This is a genomic window from Aureimonas endophytica (assembly GCF_014642635.1).
Lineage (GTDB): Bacteria > Pseudomonadota > Alphaproteobacteria > Rhizobiales > Rhizobiaceae > Plantimonas > Plantimonas endophytica.
Genome location: NZ_BMIQ01000005.1, coordinates 396,763 through 413,526 on the forward strand (window position 1 = coordinate 396,763; position 16,764 = coordinate 413,526).

At 71.7% G+C, this 16,764-nt stretch carries 16 protein-coding genes; 13 read left to right on the forward strand and 3 right to left on the reverse strand.

Annotated elements, in window-relative coordinates:
* The first annotated feature begins 112 nt into the window (after positions 1-112).
* From IEY14_RS17465 to IEY14_RS17525, 13 genes are all read left to right on the forward strand, one after another.
* Positions 113-634, forward strand: a complete 522-nt coding sequence (locus IEY14_RS17465) for a GNAT family N-acetyltransferase (RefSeq protein WP_188910748.1) — start codon at positions 113-115, stop codon at positions 632-634.
* A 231-nt stretch (positions 635-865) separates the two neighbouring features.
* Positions 866-2,791: a methyl-accepting chemotaxis protein gene (locus IEY14_RS17470; protein ID WP_188910749.1), complete on the forward strand. Its 1,926-nt coding sequence runs from the start codon at positions 866-868 to the stop codon at positions 2,789-2,791.
* 29 nt (positions 2,792-2,820) lie between these two features.
* Complete coding sequence (locus IEY14_RS17475) at positions 2,821-4,317, forward strand: chemotaxis protein CheW (RefSeq protein ID WP_244639540.1); 1,497 nt, start codon at positions 2,821-2,823, stop codon at positions 4,315-4,317.
* Between the two features lie 131 nt (positions 4,318-4,448).
* Positions 4,449-5,555, forward strand: a complete 1,107-nt coding sequence (gene cheB, locus IEY14_RS17480; protein ID WP_188910750.1) for a chemotaxis-specific protein-glutamate methyltransferase CheB — start codon at positions 4,449-4,451, stop codon at positions 5,553-5,555.
* Positions 5,542-6,165 (forward strand): HEAT repeat domain-containing protein, encoded by a 624-nt coding sequence (locus tag IEY14_RS17485; protein WP_188910751.1) that lies wholly within the window; start codon positions 5,542-5,544, stop codon positions 6,163-6,165. The genes cheB and IEY14_RS17485 overlap by 14 nt, the downstream gene beginning before the upstream one ends.
* The gene (locus IEY14_RS17490) at positions 6,165-7,031 is read left to right on the forward strand and encodes a CheR family methyltransferase (protein WP_188910753.1); all 867 of its coding nucleotides are present in this window, start codon (positions 6,165-6,167) and stop codon (positions 7,029-7,031) included. The genes IEY14_RS17485 and IEY14_RS17490 overlap by 1 nt, the downstream gene beginning before the upstream one ends.
* Before the next feature lies 1 nt (position 7,032).
* Positions 7,033-7,416, forward strand: coding sequence for a response regulator (locus IEY14_RS17495; protein WP_188910755.1), 384 nt, complete (start codon positions 7,033-7,035; stop codon positions 7,414-7,416).
* Positions 7,413-9,977 (forward strand): chemotaxis protein CheA, encoded by a 2,565-nt coding sequence (locus IEY14_RS17500; RefSeq protein WP_188910756.1) that lies wholly within the window; start codon positions 7,413-7,415, stop codon positions 9,975-9,977. Before IEY14_RS17495 ends, IEY14_RS17500 begins: the two co-directional genes overlap by 4 nt.
* Entirely contained in the window at positions 9,977-10,228 is a 252-nt protein-coding gene (locus IEY14_RS17505; protein WP_188910758.1) for a hypothetical protein, read from the forward strand. Before IEY14_RS17500 ends, IEY14_RS17505 begins: the two co-directional genes overlap by 1 nt.
* Positions 10,225-11,019 carry a ParA family protein gene (locus IEY14_RS17510; protein WP_188910760.1) on the forward strand — a complete coding sequence of 265 codons (795 nt, stop codon included), beginning with the start codon at positions 10,225-10,227 and terminating at the stop codon, positions 11,017-11,019. Before IEY14_RS17505 ends, IEY14_RS17510 begins: the two co-directional genes overlap by 4 nt.
* A 19-nt stretch (positions 11,020-11,038) precedes the next feature.
* The gene (locus tag IEY14_RS17515) at positions 11,039-11,410 is read left to right on the forward strand and encodes a response regulator (RefSeq protein ID WP_188910763.1); all 372 of its coding nucleotides are present in this window, start codon (positions 11,039-11,041) and stop codon (positions 11,408-11,410) included.
* Between the two features lie 170 nt (positions 11,411-11,580).
* The gene (locus IEY14_RS17520; protein WP_188910764.1) at positions 11,581-12,657 is read left to right on the forward strand and encodes an acyl-CoA dehydrogenase family protein; all 1,077 of its coding nucleotides are present in this window, start codon (positions 11,581-11,583) and stop codon (positions 12,655-12,657) included.
* On the forward strand, positions 12,654-14,036 hold the full coding sequence (locus IEY14_RS17525; RefSeq protein ID WP_188910767.1) for a bifunctional PIG-L family deacetylase/class I SAM-dependent methyltransferase: 1,383 nt from the start codon (positions 12,654-12,656) through the stop codon (positions 14,034-14,036). The genes IEY14_RS17520 and IEY14_RS17525 overlap by 4 nt, the downstream gene beginning before the upstream one ends.
* Here IEY14_RS17525 and IEY14_RS17530 read toward each other — a convergent pair.
* The 3 genes from IEY14_RS17530 to IEY14_RS17540 form a co-directional block, all read right to left on the reverse strand.
* Positions 13,921-15,144: a glycosyltransferase family protein gene (locus tag IEY14_RS17530; RefSeq protein WP_188910768.1), complete on the reverse strand. Its 1,224-nt coding sequence runs from the start codon at positions 15,142-15,144 to the stop codon at positions 13,921-13,923. The genes IEY14_RS17525 and IEY14_RS17530 overlap by 116 nt on opposite strands.
* A gap of 330 nt (positions 15,145-15,474) precedes the next feature.
* Entirely contained in the window at positions 15,475-16,359 is an 885-nt protein-coding gene (purU, locus tag IEY14_RS17535; RefSeq protein WP_188910829.1) for a formyltetrahydrofolate deformylase, read from the reverse strand.
* Positions 16,360-16,409: 50 nt separating this feature from the next.
* Positions 16,410-16,764 (reverse strand): L-serine ammonia-lyase, iron-sulfur-dependent, subunit alpha (locus tag IEY14_RS17540; RefSeq protein WP_188910770.1); only part of this gene is annotated, 355 nt, incomplete at its 5' end.

A 16,764-nucleotide genomic window follows, 5' to 3' on the forward strand; every position in this document is an offset into this window, starting at 1 on the left:
AGAATCGCGCGCGTCTGACAGCGATCGTTTCCCCGAGACCCGGCCGGACAGGCGGCTCGGGTCTTGCGCCAGCGCCGCCATCCGGCTCATCCGAACCGCCGGACGCCAGGCCATGAACGACACGATCCTTTCCCATCCCTCCGCTTCGCTGGAGCTTCTCATCCGTGCCGGCCGGCCGGACGACGCCGAGGCGCTGACGGATCTCGCGAACCTGCCCGCCTATCGCCACGGCACGATGCGCCTGCCCTTCCAGCGGGTGGACGAGACGCGCCGCTGGCTGGAAGGTCACAAGGACGGAGATGTCCATCTCGTCGCGCTCCGCGACGGACGGCTCGTCGGCAGCGCCGGCCTGTCGGTCCTTGCCGGGCGGCGCCGGCACACGGCGGTCCTCGGGATGGGCGTCCATGACGATCACCGGCGCCAGGGCATCGGCGCGGCGCTCATCGGCGCGCTCCTCGACGTCGCCGACCGCTGGCTGGACCTGAAGCGCGTCGAGCTCACCGTCTTCGCCGACAACGCGCCGGCGCTCGCCCTCTACGCGAAATTCGGCTTCGAGCGCGAAGGGCTCCTGCGCGCCTTCGCCTTCCGCGACGGCGCCTATGCCGATGCCGTGGCGATGGCGCGGCTGAGCTGAGCTGAGAGGCAGCGGGAAGCAGTCGGCCTGCGCCGGATTTCAGGCCAGAGGCCGGCCTTTCTGCGACAAAACGAAGCAGTCTGACGCAAGATTGGCCGGCTACGGATACAGCCGGAACGGGTGAAACCGGGCCATATAGCCGCCTCGCGAAACCGGTCCAGCCCGGCGGACGACACTTCCCGACCGAACCGCAGACATACTGTCTTCTCACCCCGAACGGTTCTTTCCGCCATGGCTCTCGCCAAGAAAACCGCCCTCCGCAGCAGCGCGGACGGCTTCATCAACAAGTCCGAGTCGCATCCTGGCGGCACGCGCCTCGTGGTCGAGGCGCAGAAGCGCCAGGCCCGCACCTATGCCCGCCAGCAGAAGGCGGCCGAGCGCATCGCCTCCGCCTCCGCCGAGCTTTCCGCCGGCGTGACGGAGGCCGCCGCCGCCGCCGAGGAGCTGCGCCGCGCCTCCGAGGAGATCGCCTCCGGCGCGGAGGAGGCGGCCAATGCCGCGCAGCAGTCGCTCCGGGCCGTCGCCCATGGCGCGACGCTGATCCTCACGGCCCGCGACAAGGCGGACGGCTCGATCCGCGCCACCGAGGGCCTCCAGGCGCTGCTCGTCGGCATCACCCAGCAGATCGCCGAGTCGCTCTCCGCCATCGCCCGCGCCTCCGAGCGCCAGGAGGATTCGGTGAAGATGGTCGAGGAGCTCGACCGCCAGGCCGCGACGATCGGCGAGGTGGTGAAGGCCGTCGCCCGCATCGCCGACCAGACCAATCTCCTCGCGCTCAACGCCGCCATCGAGGCGGCGCGCGCCGGCGTCCACGGCAAGGGCTTCGCCGTCGTCGCCGACGAGGTGCGCACGCTGGCCGAGACCAGCGAGAAGTCGGCCCGCGACATCCAGAACCTCATCGGCCAGATCCAGACCGACGTGAAGGTGGTGGCGGACGGCATCGCCGGGTCCGCGTCGACCGCGCGCGGCGAGGTCGAGAAGGGCAAGATCGTCACCGACCGCCTCGCCCGGCTGCGCCAGGACATGATCGAGATCGTCGCCGGCTGTCGCGAGATCCTGCGCGCCAACGAGGAATCGAACAGCGCCGCCATCGAGGCGCAGAAGGGCGCCGAGGTGATCGCCGCCGCCGCCGAGGAACAGTCGGCCGCCTGCCAGGAATCGGGCCGCACCGTCGATCAGCAGTCCAGCGCCATCGCCCAGAGCGAGCAGGCCGCCCAGGAACTCTCGACGCTGGCCGAGGACCTGCGCTCCTCCTCCGACATTTCCAAGAGCACGGAAGAGGTCGCCTCCGCCGCCGAGGAACTGTCGAGCGCCGTGGAGGAGATCAGCCGCGCCTCGACGCAGATCATGAGCGCCCTCGAACAGATCAACAAGGGCGCCCAGCAGCAGTCGGCGGCGACGCAGCAGTCCTCCGCCGCCATCGCCCAGATCGAGAAGGGCGCCGTCCTGTCGCAGGACCGCGCCGGCATGGCCGTGGAGAAGGGCCGCGCCATCGGCGCCCTTCTCGCCGAGAACAAGACCGCCGTCGACCAGATGATCGTCGGCGTGTCGCAGTCGGTCGAGGCCGGGCGCGCCAGCCGCGAGCAGATCTCGGCGCTCGAACAGGTGAGCCGGCGCATCGACAAGATCGTCGACGCCATCACCACGGTCTCGATCCAGACCAACATGCTGGCCGTCAACGGCTCGATCGAGGCGGCGCGCGCCGGCGAGTTCGGCAAGGGCTTCGCCGTCGTCTCCACCGACATCCGCAACCTCGCCCGCGACTCCGCCGAGAATGCCGAGCGCATCAAGGACACGGTGAAGGCGATCCAGGACACGATCGTCGCCGTGCGCGACGATCTCCAGGAGATCGCCGAGGCGGCGGCCGGCGAGGTGGAGAAGAACAAGCTCATCTCCGCCAATCTCGAGACGCTCGCCCGCGACATGGAAGGCGTCATCGCCGGCAATGGCGACATCCTCATCGGCGCGGACGAGATCCTGCGCATGGTGAAGGAGGTGCAGACCGGCATCGAGCAGATCGCCGCCGCCGCCGGCCAGGCGGCGCGGGCCTCGGGCGAAGCCTCGACGGCGGCGCGCGAGCAGTCGAAGGGCGCCGAGCAGCTCGCCGCCGCGATCGAGGAGATCGCCTCGCTCGCCGACGAGCTCCAGGCCAACTGACGCCGGCCGACCGGAACGGAAACAGGCCCATGTCCGACACGATCCCCACCGAGGCGGATTCCGCCGCCTCCGAAGGCGCCGGTTCCGGCGCTCTGAGCGACCAGAACCAGTTCGTGATGTTCCATATCGGGGAGGAGATGTTCGCCCTCTCCCTCACCGAGGTGCAGGAGATCGTGCGCATGCCCGATCTCGTGCGGGTGCCGCTCAGCCCGCCCGCCCTCGAAGGCCTCGCCAATCTGCGCGGCACCGTCCTGCCCGTCCTCGGCCTGCGCGCCGCCTTCGGCTTTCCGGCCCGCGCCCCGGACGACGCGACCCGCGTCGTCGTGCTCGACCGGGGCCAGCGGATCGGCGTCGTGGTCGACCGCATGGCGAATGTCGCGACCGTCGAATCCGAGCGGATCGAGCCGGTCGCCGCGATCCGCGCCACGATCGACACGGCGCTGCTCGCCGGCATGATCAAGGGCGAGGACGGGCGCTCGATGGTGATGATCCTCGACGCCGCCCATCTCGTGGAGCACGCCTTCGCCGGGGCGACCCTTGCCGGCGGCCCGGCGGCGCGCGAGGCCGGGTCCGGTCCGGCGACGGCCGAGGAAGGCCGCGCGGCCGGCGCCGGCGACGAGACCCAGCTCGTCTCCTTCGAGGTGGCGGGCCAGGAATACGCCTTCCCGATCGAGGCGGTCGAGGAGATCGTCCAGCTGCCGGAGGCCGTCACCGAGGTGCCGAACGTGCCGGCCCATGTGCTCGGCGTCATCACGCTGCGCAACCGCCTCCTGCCGCTCGTCTCGCTGCGCGAGATCTTCGGCCTGCCGGCCGCCGCCCTCAGCGACGCCAACAAGGTGGTGGTGATCGCGCTCGGCGCCGACCGGCGCGTCAGCGTCGGCGTGGTGATGGACAGCGTCAGCGAGGTGCTGCGCGTCGCGCGGGCGCTGATCGAGCCGGTGCCGCCACTCCTGGCGGGCGGAACCGGCACCGGCGACATCCAGGCCATCTGCCGCATCGACGACGGGCGCCGCCTCGTCTCGATCCTGTCGGCCGAGGCCCTGTTCGACAATGCCGAGATCGGATCGATCGCGAAGGCGGGGGGCGAGGACATGCGCGAGACCACATCCGAGACCGGCCGCGCCGCCGAGATGGCGGGCGACGAGGAGCAGTTCGTGATCTTCCGCCTGATGGAGGAGGAATACGGCGTCTCCATCGACGCGGTGCAGGAGATCGTCCGCGTGCCGGAGGAGCTGACGCGCATTCCGAAGGCGCCGTCCTTCATCGAGGGCGTGATCAACCTGCGCGGCGTCGTCCTGCCGGTGATCGACCAGCGGCGCCGCTTCGACCTCGCCGGCATCGCCCGCAACGACCGCCAGCGCATCATGGTCTTCACCATCCACGGCACGCGCACCGGCTTCGTCGTGGATTCGGTGTCGGAAGTGATGCGCATCCCGCCGCCGCCATCGGCCCGGCGCCGCGCCTGGCCGGCGAGGACAATCCTCTCATCCGCCGCGTCGCCAATCTGGAGGCGCAGAAGCGCATGATCCTGCTGCTCGACGTGGCGACCCTTCTCGACCTCGACGAGGCCGCGACGCTCGCCGCCGCCGCCTGATCCCGCCCGGACGGGGCCTTCGCGTCCCGTCCGTCCCGCCTTTTGCCTGTGAACACCCCGCCCATGCTTCGAGTGCTCGTCGTCGATGATTCCGCGCTGATGCGCCGCCATCTCGGCATGCTCTTCGCGTCCCAGCCGGATATCGAGGTCGAGACCGCGCGCAACGGCGCCGAGGCCCTGGCCCTCATCCCGCGCTTCGACCCGCATGTGGTGACGCTCGACATCAACATGCCGGAAATGGACGGCATCACCTGCCTGTCGCATATCATGCTGTCCCATCCGCGCCCGGTCCTGATGGTCTCCTCCATCACCGAGGAGGGCGCGGAGGTGACGCTCCAGGCCCTCGGCCTCGGCGCGGTGGACTTCGTGCTGAAGCCGGGCGGCACCATCTCGCTGTCCATCGACCGCATCGAGCGCGAGCTTCTCGCCAAACTGCGCAGCGCCGCCTCGGCGCGGGTGCGCCGTCGCCGCGCGGCCGCCGCGCCGCCGCCCTCGCCGCCGGCACCCCCTCTCCCGCGCCCGGCCGCCCCGTCGAGGGGCAGGCTGCTGCCGAAGGGCCTCGTCCTCATCGGCGTTTCCACCGGCGGCCCCGGCGCCCTAGAGGAGATGCTGCCGCGCCTCGCCGCCGATTTTCCCTGGCCGGTGCTGATCGCCCAGCACATGCCGGCCGCCTTCACCGGCTCCTTCGCGCGCCGTCTCGATGCCGCCTGCGCCCTCGACGTGGTGGAGGTGACGCGCCAGATGGCGATCGAGCCCGGCCGCATCCATGTCGCCAAGGGCGAGGCGGATCTCGTCGTCTCGCGCGGCGGCACCGGCCTTCTCGCGACGCCCGTTCCCGCCAGCGCCGGCCATCTCTGGCATCCGAGCGTCGCGCGCCTCGTCGCGAGCGCCGCCGAGACCGTGCCGGCCGAGGATCTCATCGCCGTGCAGCTCACCGGCATGGGCAATGACGGCGCGGCCGAGATGACGGAGCTGCGCCGGCACGGCGCCCGCACCATCGCCCAGGACGAGGCGACCTCCGTCGTCTTCGGCATGCCTGGCGAACTCGTGCGCCTCGGCGGCGCCTCGCTCACCCTGCCCATCGGCCGCATCGCCGGCCAGCTCACCGCCTGGACGATGCCCGCCCCGTCCCGGCCCGCCGCCCCGGAGACGCGCCATGCCCATCGTTAAGCGAACGCGGCCGACCCTGACGGTGATCGAGGGATCGCCGCCGGACCTCGCCGGTCTGGCGGGCGAACTGGAGGCCGGCGAGGCGGCGAGGCGGCGCGCGGCGGTGCGGGCGCTCGCCAATCATCCCGATCCGCGCGGGCTCGACCTGATCTGGGAGCGGCTGGAGCGCGAGACGGCGCCGAGCGTGCGCGCGCTGATGTTCACGAGCTTCGCCGAGCACCGCTCGGTGAGCGTGGCGGACCGCCTCGCCCGGCTGCTCGACAGCAGCGACGCCATGCTGCGCAGCGCCGCCAGCGAGGCGTTGCAGGCCATGCCGGCGGAGGCCGAGCCGGTGCTCGACCGGCTGCTCGCCACCGACGACGCGGACCTGCGCATCTTCGCCGTGCGCATCCTCGCCCAGACGGCGCATGCCGGGGCGCCGAGGCGGCTCGTCGAGGTGCTGCGCCGCGACGACCACATCAATGTCTGCGCCGCCGCGGTGGACGGGCTGGTCGAGATCGGCACCCGCGAGGCGCTGCCCGTCCTCGCCGACGCCGCCACGCGCTTTCGCGGCAATCCCTTCATGGCCTTCGCGGTGGAGACCGCGATCCACCGCATCGAGGGCCGCTGATGTCCGCCCTCGTCGATCCGCGCCTGCCGGTCTTCACGCCGGAGGAACTCGCCACCTTCTCGGAGTTCTTCTACCGGCATACCGGCATCCTCTTCACCAGCCGCAAGGACTATTTCGTCGAGCGCCGCCTCGCCGAGCGGATGGAGGCGACGCGCTCGGCCTCCTTCGCCGACTATTTCACGCGGCTGCGCTTCCAGCCCTCCGGAGAGGAATTGCAGAACCTCGTCAATCTCCTCACGGTGAACGAGACCTATTTCTACCGCGAGGACTACCAGTTCAAGGCGCTGGTGAGCGGCATCCTGCCGGAACTGGCGCGCGCGCGGCCGCGCGGCACGCCGATCTCCCTCTGGTCGCTGCCCTGTTCCACCGGCGAGGAGCCCTATTCCATCGCCATGCAGATCCTCGACGGCTGGGACCGCGCCGACGAGTTCGAGATCGAGATCCACGGCTCCGACATCGACACGCGGGTGCTCGCCGAGGCGCGGCGCGGCGTCTATGGCGAGCGCGCCCTGCACCGCCTGGCCCCGGACGTGCGCCGGCGCTATTTCGCGCGCCACGGCACCGACGACTGGCGCATCTGCGAGGAGCTGCGCCAGTCCGTCGAATTCTCGATCGTCAATCTCGCCAATCCGCTCGACACGCGCCGCTTTCGGGGCATGGACGTCATCTTCTGCCGCAACCTCCTGATCTATTTCGATGATCTGTCGCGGCGCAAGGCGGTCGAGACGCTCTACGACTGTCTGGCCCCCGGCGGCTTCCTCTGCCTCGGCCATTCGGAAAGCATGAGCCGCATGTCCTCGCTCTTCACGGCCCGTGCCTTCGGCGAGACCGTGGTCCACCAGAAGCCGACCCAAGCGGAATATTGAGATGGCAGGTCCAGCCAAACGGGTGCTCGTCGTCGATGACGGCACCACCATCCGCCTCTTCCATCGCACGATCCTGGAGCGGGCCGGCTTCGAGGTCGAGGAGGCGATCAACGGCGTCGAGGGCATCGAGCGCGCGCTGACCGGGCGCTTCGACCTCGTGCTGGTCGACATCAACATGCCGCAGATGGACGGCTACACGATGCTGAACCGGATGCGCGCGCGCCCCGAACTGCGCGACATCCCGGCCGTGACGATCAGCACCGAGGCGGCGCCGCTGGACGAGGAGCTGGCGCTGGCGGCGGGGGCCAATCTCTATATCGTCAAGCCGGCGGACCCCGAGGCGCTCGTGGCGGCGGCCCGGCTGATGACGGGACGGGCGGCATGAACAACCGGCTCCTCGCGCAGTTCATCCCCGAGGCGCGCGACCTCATCCAGGATTCGATCTCCGGCCTGCTGCGCCTGGAGGGCGACCCCGAGGACAAGGCGACGATCAACGAGGTCTTCCGCGCCGTCCACACGCTGAAGGGCTCGTCCGGCCTGTTCGAGGTCGTGGCGCTGACCAAGCTCGTCCATGCCGCCGAGGATCTGCTCGGCGCGATCCGGCTCGGCGAGATGGGGCTCGGCCCGGAACTGGTCGACGGGCTCCTCGAAAGCCTCGACCGGGTGAATGCCTGGCTCGACCATCTCGAAAGCCACGAGGCGCTGCCGGGCGACGCGGACGGCGTGTCCGCCTCGCTCGCCGGCTCGCTGCGCCGCTTTTCCCCCGGCGCCGCCGAACCCGCGCCGAGCCAGGCCGCGCCGCGCCCGGCTAAGGGGCTGGAGCCCGGCTGGCTCGCGCCCTTCACCGAGGCCGGCCGCCAGGACGCGCTGCGCCGGATCGCCGGCGGTGAGAGCGTCCTCGCCCTCGCCTATCGCCCGAACGAATCCTGCTTCTTCAACGGCACCGATCCGCTCGGCACCATGCTCCAGATCGCCGATCTCGTGGCGCTCGACGCCCGGCCGCGCGAGCCGCTGGCCGCGCTCGCCGATCTCGATCCCTATCGCTGCCTGCTCGACTTCCAGGCGCTGACCACCGCCTCGCGGACGGAACTCGAACATCTGTTCCGCTACGACATCGAGGAGGTCGAGATCCGGGAGGTGGCCGCCGCCGATCTCGTCCACCTGTTCGGCGCCCCGGACGATCAGGCGGTCTGGTCGGATTTCGCCGAACTCGGCGCCGAGCAGCTCGCCGCCCGCGACTTCGCCGGGCTCGGCCGCGCCGCCGCCGCCCTGGTGGAGATGCGCGGCGCCGGCCTCCGGCCGGTCTCGGCGCTGCGCTGGATCCGCGTCGCGCTGGATTGCGGCCCGTCCTGCCACGCCCTTCTGCCGGGTCTCGTGGCGGCGGCGGGCGGGCGCGAGCCCCGGCCCGTGCCGGCCGAGACCGGCGGCGCTCCGGCCTTCTCCGACGACGCGACCGGGCGCATGGCCGCGCGGCTTCTCGAAACCCAGCGCCGCAATCTCACGCTCACCCCCGACCGGGAAATCCGCCTGCCCGCGATCCGGCGCACCCTCGCCGGCCTGGCGAAGGCGCTGGACATTCCGGCGCTGGAGGACGCCCTCGAAGAGGCGGGCGAGGATGCCGACCGGCTCCTCGATCGCCTTGCCGCCTTCGGCCCCGCGCCGAAGCCGGCGGCGAGACCGCCCGTCGCGGGCGGCGCGCCCGCCCCGATGCCGGTGCCGGTGCCGGACGCGGCGGACGGCGCCGCCGCGCCGGTCGCGGCGACGGCCGCCGCCGCCGGGCGCCAGCTCAAGGTCGACCAGGGCAAGGTCGATCTTCTGATGAACCTCATCGGCGAGCTGATCGTCTCCAAGAACAGCCTGCCCTTCCTGGCGCGGCGCGCCGAGGACGTCTACGGCTCGCGCGAGATGGCGCGCGAGATCAAGGAGCAATATGCCGTCATCGACCGCCTCGCCCAGGAAATGCAGGGCGCGGTGATGCAGGTGCGCATGCTGCCGGTTTCGGAGGTCTTCGTGCGCTTTCCCCGGCTGGTGCGCGACCTGTCGCGCAAGCTCGGCAAGCGCATCGCCCTTTCGATCGAGGGCGGCGAGACGGCGGCCGACAAGACCATCGTCGAGGCGCTCGGCGATCCGCTGCTCCACATCATGCGCAACTCGCTCGACCACGGCATCGAGGGCGCCGAGGCCCGCCGCGCCAGCGGCAAGCCGGAAGAGGCGACGATCCGCATCCGCGCCTTCCAGGAAGCCGACAGCGTGGTGATCGAGATCGCCGACGACGGTCGCGGCATCGATCCCGAGAAGATCCGCGCCGCCGCCGTCGCGAAGGGGGTGATCGGGGCAGAGGCCGCCGGGCGCCTTTCCGACCAGGAGGCGATCAACCTCATCTACAAGCCGGGCTTCTCCACGGCCGCCGAGGTCTCGGACCTGTCGGGGCGCGGCGTCGGCATGGATGTCGTCCTGACCACTGTGGAGCGGCTCGGCGGCAGCGTGTCCGTCACCTCGCGGCTCGGCGAGGGCACCGCGACGCGCCTCGCCCTGCCCTTGTCGATGGCGGTGACGCGCGTCATGGTGGTGGAGGCCGGCCGCACGCCCTACGGCATCCCGATGGATCTCATCGTCGAGACGGTACGCGTGCCGCGCGGCGCGATCCGCACCATCAAGCGGGCCGAGACCTTCGTCCTGCGCAACAGCGTCATCCCGCTCCTGCGCCTCGCGACGCTGCTCCGCCTGCCGGACGCGGCCGTGGCGGCGCCGGAGGACGAGGCGGTGCTGGTCTGCCGGGTGAACGGCAGTCCGGTCGGCCTCGTCATCGACGCGTTCCGCGAAGGCATGGAAGTGCTCTTGAAGCCGCTCGAAGGCGTGCTCGCCGCCATTCGTGGCTATTCGGGCACGGCGCTGCTCGGCGACGGACGCGTGCTCTTGGTCCTCAACCTGAAGGAGCTTCTGTGATGAGCGTCGTCGTCGAGGACGGCCGGCTGCGGCTCGCCGACCATTGCACCGTCGAGGAGGCGCTGCCGCTGCTCGACGCGCTGCGCGAGACGCCGACCCTCGTCGCCGATCTCTCGGACTGCCTCAGCCTGCACAGCGCCGTGCTGCAATGCCTGCTGGCGGCCGGCACCCGCATCGCGGCGCCGCCGGCCGATCCGCTGCTCGCGGCCCATCTGATGCCGCTTCTCGGCGCGCGGGGAGAGGCGGCATGACGCGCATCCTCGCGATCGCCAACCGCAAGGGCGGCACCGGCAAGACCGCCACCACGGTCAATCTCGCCGCCGAGGCCGCCGCCGCCGGCCTGCGCACGCTCGTCGTCGATCTCGACACCCAGGGCCATGCCGGCCTCGGCTTCGACGTCGCGGCGCGGCGCGGCGAGCCGACGGTGCACGATCTCTTCCGCGACCCCCGCGCCGGTCTCGCCGGCGCGATCCGGGCGACGGCCACCGAGCGCGTCTTCGTCGCGCCGGCCGATCCGCTCTTCGACGGCACGGCGGCGGAGCGCAGCCCGACGCGGCTCGCCCGCGAATTGCGCGGCGCGGGACTGGCGCGCGATTTCGACCTCGTCCTCATCGACACGCCGCCCGCCTACGACATGCTTCTCGTCAACGCGCTCGGCGCCGCCGAGGAGGTGCTGGTGCCGACCCTGCCGCATGCCCTGTCAGCGGACGGCGTCAGCCAGCTGGCGCGGATCGTCTTTCTCGTCGCGGCGCGGGTGAATGCCGAATTGCGCATCGCCGGCCTCCTGCCGGTGATGGTCGGCGCCAATCCGCGCCACCACAAGCTCGTCCTCGACATGCTGGCGCGCGATTTCGGCGCCGAGCGCATCCTGCCCGGCATCCGCAGCGACATCCGCGTCGCCGAAGCCTTCGCCGCCCGCTGCCCGGTGCGCCGGCACGCGCCCGGCGGCCGGGCGAGTTCCGACTATCGCCGGCTCCTCGCCGCCCTCCTCGACCGCTTCTCGCCGAAGACCGGCGGGAGCCTCGCGCCGACCTTCGGCTGACCAACCAGAAGAGCTTGCCATGGCCAAGACAATCCTGATCGTCGACGATTCCGCGACCATGCTGATGAGTCTCAGGATCTCCTTCGAGACCAACGGGCTCGCCGTCGCCGATGCGCCGAACGCGGAGGCCGCGCTCGACAAGCTGAAGGGCGGGCTGAAGCCGGACATGATCGTCACCGATCTCAACATGGGCGCGATGAACGGCATCGAGCTCATCCGCGAGGTGCGCAAGCTGCCGGGCTTCCAGTTCCTGCCGATCGTGCTCCTCACCACCGAATCGCAGGCCGACAAGCGCGCCGAGGCGAAGAGCGCCGGCGCGACCGGCTGGCTCGTGAAGCCCGCCGACGAGGCGACGCTGATGAAGGTGGCGCGCCAGCTCCTGAAGCTCTGAACCGCCGCCGCCGACCGGCCTATTCCTGTCGCGGCGAACGGAATAAGCGCGGGGCGCCGGGGCGGGGTCGCTCTGTCCGGTTCCGGCCGCTGAGCCATTTAGACGGCGAATGGTGTCGGAGCGAAGGGTCGAGGCATGGCCCGGACCCGAGGCGTGGCGTCGGGGCGGCAATGGCGATCAATGATCTGACGGTGGTGCAGGCGGAGCTGCGGGCGGTTCTCGCCGGTCTTCCGGCCTCGGACGACGATCCGGCGCCGCTGGTCGCCGTGCTGCGGCGGCATGGCGCGCTCGCCCGCTTCGCCGGGCCGGTGCCCGACGCCGCCGCGCGCGAGGATTGGCGGCCGCTTTTCGACTGGCTCGTCGCCCTTGGCGGCATCGATCTCAGCCTCGCCCGCCTGTTCGAGGGCCATGTCAACGCGGTGCAGCTCGTCTCCCGCTATGGCACCGAGGCGCAACGGGCGCGGGTCCGAAACTGCGTGGAAGCGGGCGGCATGCTCGGCGTCTGGGGCGCGGACGGCGCCGAGCCGGTGCGGCTCGCGCCGGCATCGAAGGGCGGCTTCCGCCTGTCCGGCGCGAAGCGCTACGCCTCCGGCGCCGGGCTCCTGCGGCTCGCCTTGGTGCCGATCACGGAATCCGACGGGCGCATGCTGCTGCTGCTCCTCGATGTCGACGCGCCCGAGCGCGTCGGCGCGGGGGACTGGGACATGCGGGGCATGCGTCGGTCGCGCTCGGGAACCTATCGCTTCGATGGCCTGTGCGCCGGGCCCGAGGCTCTCGTCGGCGAGCCGGAGGATTATCGCCGCGAGCCCTTCTTCGTCGGCGGCATCTGGCGCTGCGCGGCCGCGCAGCTCGGCGCCGTCGAGGCGATCGTCCGCCTGATGGCCGGCGAACTCGCGGCCGCCGGCCGCGACGCCCATCCCCTCCAGATGGCGCGGATCGGCCAGGCGATCATCGCGGCGCGCGGCGCGCGGCTCTGGGTGGAGGACGCGGCGGGGCGGGTGGAAACCGCCACCGGCGAGGCCGTGGCGGCGGCGGTCGCGCTGTCCGCCTATGGCCGGCTGGTGACGGAAACGGCGGCGATGACGGTGATCGATCTCGCCGAACGCGCCCTCGGCCTCGGCTCCTTCGCGCTCGGCCATCCGGTCGAGGCGCTAAGCCGCGATCTGGCGGTCTATATCCGCCAGGCCAATCCCGACGCGGTCCTGCTCCAGCACGGCCGCGTTCTGATGCGGGAGCTCGGCGCGTGACGCTTCAAACGATCGGCGCCTGGAACGCGGCCATGGCCGGCGCGCCGCGCGCGCCGGCCGAGCGGCTGATCGGGCCGGGCGGGCTCGTCGTCCTGTCGCCGCATCCCGACGACGAGACGCTCGGGGCCTCGGCCCTTCTCACCCGCGCCGCCGATCTCGGCCGGCGGATCGGCCTCGTCGCCCTCACCGATGGCGAAGGCTCGCATCCGCGCTCGCGCCTCGTGCCGCCGCCGCGCCTCGCCGCGATCCGCGCGGCCGAGCAGGCCGCGGCGCTGGCGGCGCTCGGCTGCGGCGCGGCGGAGGTTCTGCGCCTGTCCCTGCCGGACGGCGCCTCCGGCCGCAGCGCCGGCTTCGAGACGGCGGCCGCGCGCATCGCCGCACTCTGCGACGCGGTCGGGGCGAGCGCCCTCGCCGCGCCCCATCCCGACGATCCCCATCCCGACCACCATGCCGCCGCCGCCTTGGCCCTTGCCCTCGGCGAGGCGCGACCGGACCTGCGCATCCTCTTCTACGAGGTCTGGTCGCGGCGTCTCGCCGCCGCCGAGCCGTTCCGCGCCGAGGGGCTGACGCCCTTCCGCGTCGCCGCCGATCCCGCCCGCAAGCGCGCCGCCCTCGCCTGCCATCGCAGCCAGCTCGGCGAGATCGTTCCCGACGACCCGGACGGCTTCGTCCTGCCGCCCTGGTTCCTCGCCGCGCAGGACGATCCCTGGGAGCGCTATTCCTGGCGCGCCATGCCGGGCCGCCCGCCGGAGCCGGGGCATTTCGCCCGCCTCTATGCGGCGGACGGCGATCCCTGGCATGTCCGCTCCTCGGCCTACGAGGCGGAGAAGCGCGCGGCGACGGTGGCGATCTTGGAGCCGCGCCACTTCCGGCACGCGCTGGAGGCCGGCTGCGGCGAGGGCTTCCTGTCGCGCGCGCTGCTTGGCGCCGGCATCGCGGAGCGCGTCACCGGCTTCGACCGCGAGCCGGCGATCGTCGCGCGCGCGGCGCGCCACCCGGAGACGGGCGCTCTTGCCGATTTCGTCTCTGGCAGCCTGCCGGACGATTTGCCGGACGGGCGCTTCGATCTCGCGGTCTTTTCCGAGGTGCTTTATTTCCTGGAGGAGACGGCGCTCGCCCGGCTGGCGGCGGCGCTCCCGGCGCGTCTCGTGCCGGACGCGGAGATCCTGATCGTCTCCTATCTCGGCCGCACCGACACGCCGCTCGGCGGCCGCGCGGCGAGCGATTTCTTCGTCGCCTGCCTCGGTGAGGCGGTGACGCCCGTCAAGGCGACGGAAACGCCGGACTATCGGATCGAGCGCCTTCGATATCGGCCAGCGCCCGGCGCAGTGCCGGCTCCAGAGGGCGGAGATCCGACAGGCGCAGCCGCTCGCGCCTGAGAACCGGGCTCGCCTCCTCCGCCTCCCGCAAGGCGAGGCCGGTGCCGAGGCGGGCGAGCCGCCCGGCCGTCTCCTCGGCAAGGCCGAGCGGCGCGAGGGCGGCGCGGCGCGCCTCGGCGTCCGGCGCGGCGCGAAAGGCGGCGCGCGCGCGGGCGCGCAGCACGAGGCGGTCCGCCGGTTCCAGAAGCTCGTCCACCAGCGGATCGGCCTCCGTCCGGTTGCGGCGCAGCTCCTCCGCCAGCCCGCCGGTGGCGCGCCCATCCAGCCTGCAGGAGGTCTCGACGCGCGGGCCGTCGCTATGGCGGATGCGCAGCCCATGCGCCTCGAACAGGGCGCGCAGCGCCCGGTCCTCGCCGGAGGGCGGGGTCGGCAGACCGCCGGCTTGGCGATAGGCCAGCCCGCGCATCGCGAAATTGGCGCCGCCGATATTGCCGTGATGCGGCCAGGGATTGTCGGGGTCCGGGCAGAGGCGCGCCGCGATCTGCCGCGAGAGGTCCCGGCAGGCGCGGATCAGCGCGTCGCTCGCCGGATCGGCCGGCGGCAGGCGCGCCGCCTCGTCCGGCAGGAAGCCGATCCGGCCGCAGACGAGGTCGAAGCCGCGCGCGAATTCCGCCGCATAGGCGGCGCGAAGCCCGGGCAGCACCAGCGTGTCGCCGTCGATCGACAGAAGCAGCGCCTCCGGCGCGAGGCCGGTCGCGAGATCGAGGGCGAGGCGCCGGGCGAAGGGCGCCGAGCCCCGGCCCGGTTGCCAGCGGCATTCGACCAGCAGCGTCGGCCGCGCCATGCGCGACAGGGCCGCGCCGGCGAGGACGGGCGTTGCGTCGGTGCAGCCATTGGCGAGGACGAGGATCGCCTCGCCGGGCGCCAGCTCCGCGTCGAGCGCCGCGAGGCAGCGGTCGATCCGGCCCGCCTCGTCGCAGGCCGGAACGCAGGCGACGAGCGGCGCCTGGACAAGCGCCTCCGGCGCGCCGGCGAGCGAAAGCTTGGCCACCGGCAGATGCGGCGCCACAAGAGCCGCGATCTCGGGCGGGATCGGCCGATCGGCGCCGTCCGGCGCGACAGGAAACGGCGCCTCGGGCACGGGCGGGCGGGCGGAAGCGGTGGCCAAGCTGTCAGTCTCTCCGCCTCATACCATCATGCCTTCAGGACCCCACTCACCTCGCCGCGTCGTCATCCCGGCCTTGAGCCGGGATCCATTCCAAGCCGGTCGCGACAGGCCGGGGACGATGCGGAAGGACACCCGTCTCCACCCTTATCCATGCGGTGTCCTGGAAGGCATGGATCCAGGGTCAGGCCCGGGACGAAGCTGAGACGGAGTCGGAAAAGATCAATATGGAAGCGCGGCGGTATCGCACGGCCCTCGGCCGGCGAAGATGCGGTAGCGCCCACCGATGTCCAGGCGGCGGAGGGCTCCGCCGGGATCGCGGACGTCCGCGTCTCAGCCCATCCGTTCGGAGGCGTAGCCGCCGGGCGAGGCGGGGAAGACCACCGTCCGATCGCCGTTCAGGAAGACGCGGTGGTGGATATGGGCGTGGATGGCGCGGGCCAGCACCCGCGCCTCGACGTCGCGGCCGATCGAGACATAGTCGGCGGCGTTCTGCGCATGGGTGACGGGGGCGACGTCCTGCTCGATGATCGGGCCTTCATCCAGATCGGCGGTGACGTAATGCGCCGTCGCGCCGATCAGCTTCACGCCGCGCGTATGGGCCTGCTTATAGGGGTTCGCGCCCTTGAAGCTCGGCAGGAAGGAATGGTGGATGTTGATGATCCGGCCGGACATCGTCTGGCACATCGCATCCGACAGGACCTGCATGTAGCGGGCGAGCACGATCAGCTCGGTGCCGGCGCCTGTCGCGATCTCCAGGATGCGCGCCTCGGCCTGCGGCTTGTTCTCCTTCGTCACCGGCTGGTGGTGGAAGGGGATGTCGTGGTTCACGACGAGCTTCTGATAGTCGAGATGGTTCGAGACGACGCCGACGATGTCGATCGGCAGGGCGCCGATGCGCCAGCGATAGAGGATGTCGTTGAGGCAATGGCCGAAACGCGACACCATCAAGAGCACCTTCATGCGCCGGCCTGTGTCGTGAAAGGCATGGACCATGGCGAAGGGCTCGGCGATGGCGGGAAAGCCCGCCTCGATCTCGGCCAGCGAAGCGCCCTCCTCCGAGCGGAAGCCGACGCGCATGAAGAAGCGCCCGGTTTCCAGGTCGTCGAACTGCGCCGAGTCGACGATGTTGCAGCCGCGGCTCGCCAGATGGGTCGAGATCGCCGCGACGATGCCGCGCCGGGACGGACAGGCGACGGTCAGGACATATTCGGACATCGGTGCAACCATGGGACGCGCGCCAGAGGGGGAAGTCGGTTCAATCGGCTTCAGCATTCCGGCAGGTTTACCGCAAGGCCGCCGAGGCTGGTTTCCTTATAGCGGTGGTCCATGTCGCGCCCGGTCTGTCTCATCGTCTCGATGCAGGCGTCGAGCGGCACGAAATGCTGGCCCTCGCCCTTCATCGCCAGCGAGGCCGCCGTCACCGCCTTCACCGCGCCAAAGGCGTTGCGCTCGATGCAGGGCACCTGCACGAGGCCCGCCACCGGGTCGCAGGTCATGCCGAGATGGTGTTCGAGGGCGATCTCGGCGGCGTTCTCGATCTGCTCGGGCGTGCCGCCCATCAGCGCCGCAAGGCCCGCCGCCGCCATGGCCGAGGCCGAGCCGACCTCGCCCTGGCAGCCG

Excerpts from the sequence above, each read along its gene's own strand:
- IEY14_RS17465 (WP_188910748.1), top strand. The coding sequence starts at position 113 with ATGAACGACACGATCCTTTCCCATCCCTCCGCTTCGCTGGAGCTTCTC.
- IEY14_RS17510 (WP_188910760.1), top strand. The coding sequence starts at position 10,225 with ATGACGCGCATCCTCGCGATCGCCAACCGCAAGGGCGGCACCGGCAAG.
- IEY14_RS17490 (WP_188910753.1), top strand. The coding sequence starts at position 6,165 with ATGTCCGCCCTCGTCGATCCGCGCCTGCCGGTCTTCACGCCGGAGGAA.
- IEY14_RS17500 (WP_188910756.1), top strand. The coding sequence starts at position 7,413 with ATGAACAACCGGCTCCTCGCGCAGTTCATCCCCGAGGCGCGCGACCTC.
- IEY14_RS17520 (WP_188910764.1), top strand. The coding sequence starts at position 11,581 with ATGGCGATCAATGATCTGACGGTGGTGCAGGCGGAGCTGCGGGCGGTT.
- IEY14_RS17495 (WP_188910755.1), top strand. The coding sequence starts at position 7,033 with ATGGCAGGTCCAGCCAAACGGGTGCTCGTCGTCGATGACGGCACCACC.
- purU (WP_188910829.1), bottom strand. The coding sequence starts at position 16,359 with ATGTCCGAATATGTCCTGACCGTCGCCTGTCCGTCCCGGCGCGGCATC.
- IEY14_RS17515 (WP_188910763.1), top strand. The coding sequence starts at position 11,039 with ATGGCCAAGACAATCCTGATCGTCGACGATTCCGCGACCATGCTGATG.
- IEY14_RS17470 (WP_188910749.1), top strand. The coding sequence starts at position 866 with ATGGCTCTCGCCAAGAAAACCGCCCTCCGCAGCAGCGCGGACGGCTTC.
- IEY14_RS17485 (WP_188910751.1), top strand. The coding sequence starts at position 5,542 with ATGCCCATCGTTAAGCGAACGCGGCCGACCCTGACGGTGATCGAGGGA.
- IEY14_RS17505 (WP_188910758.1), top strand. The coding sequence starts at position 9,977 with ATGAGCGTCGTCGTCGAGGACGGCCGGCTGCGGCTCGCCGACCATTGC.
- IEY14_RS17475 (WP_244639540.1), top strand. The coding sequence starts at position 2,821 with ATGTCCGACACGATCCCCACCGAGGCGGATTCCGCCGCCTCCGAAGGC.
- cheB (WP_188910750.1), top strand. The coding sequence starts at position 4,449 with ATGCTTCGAGTGCTCGTCGTCGATGATTCCGCGCTGATGCGCCGCCAT.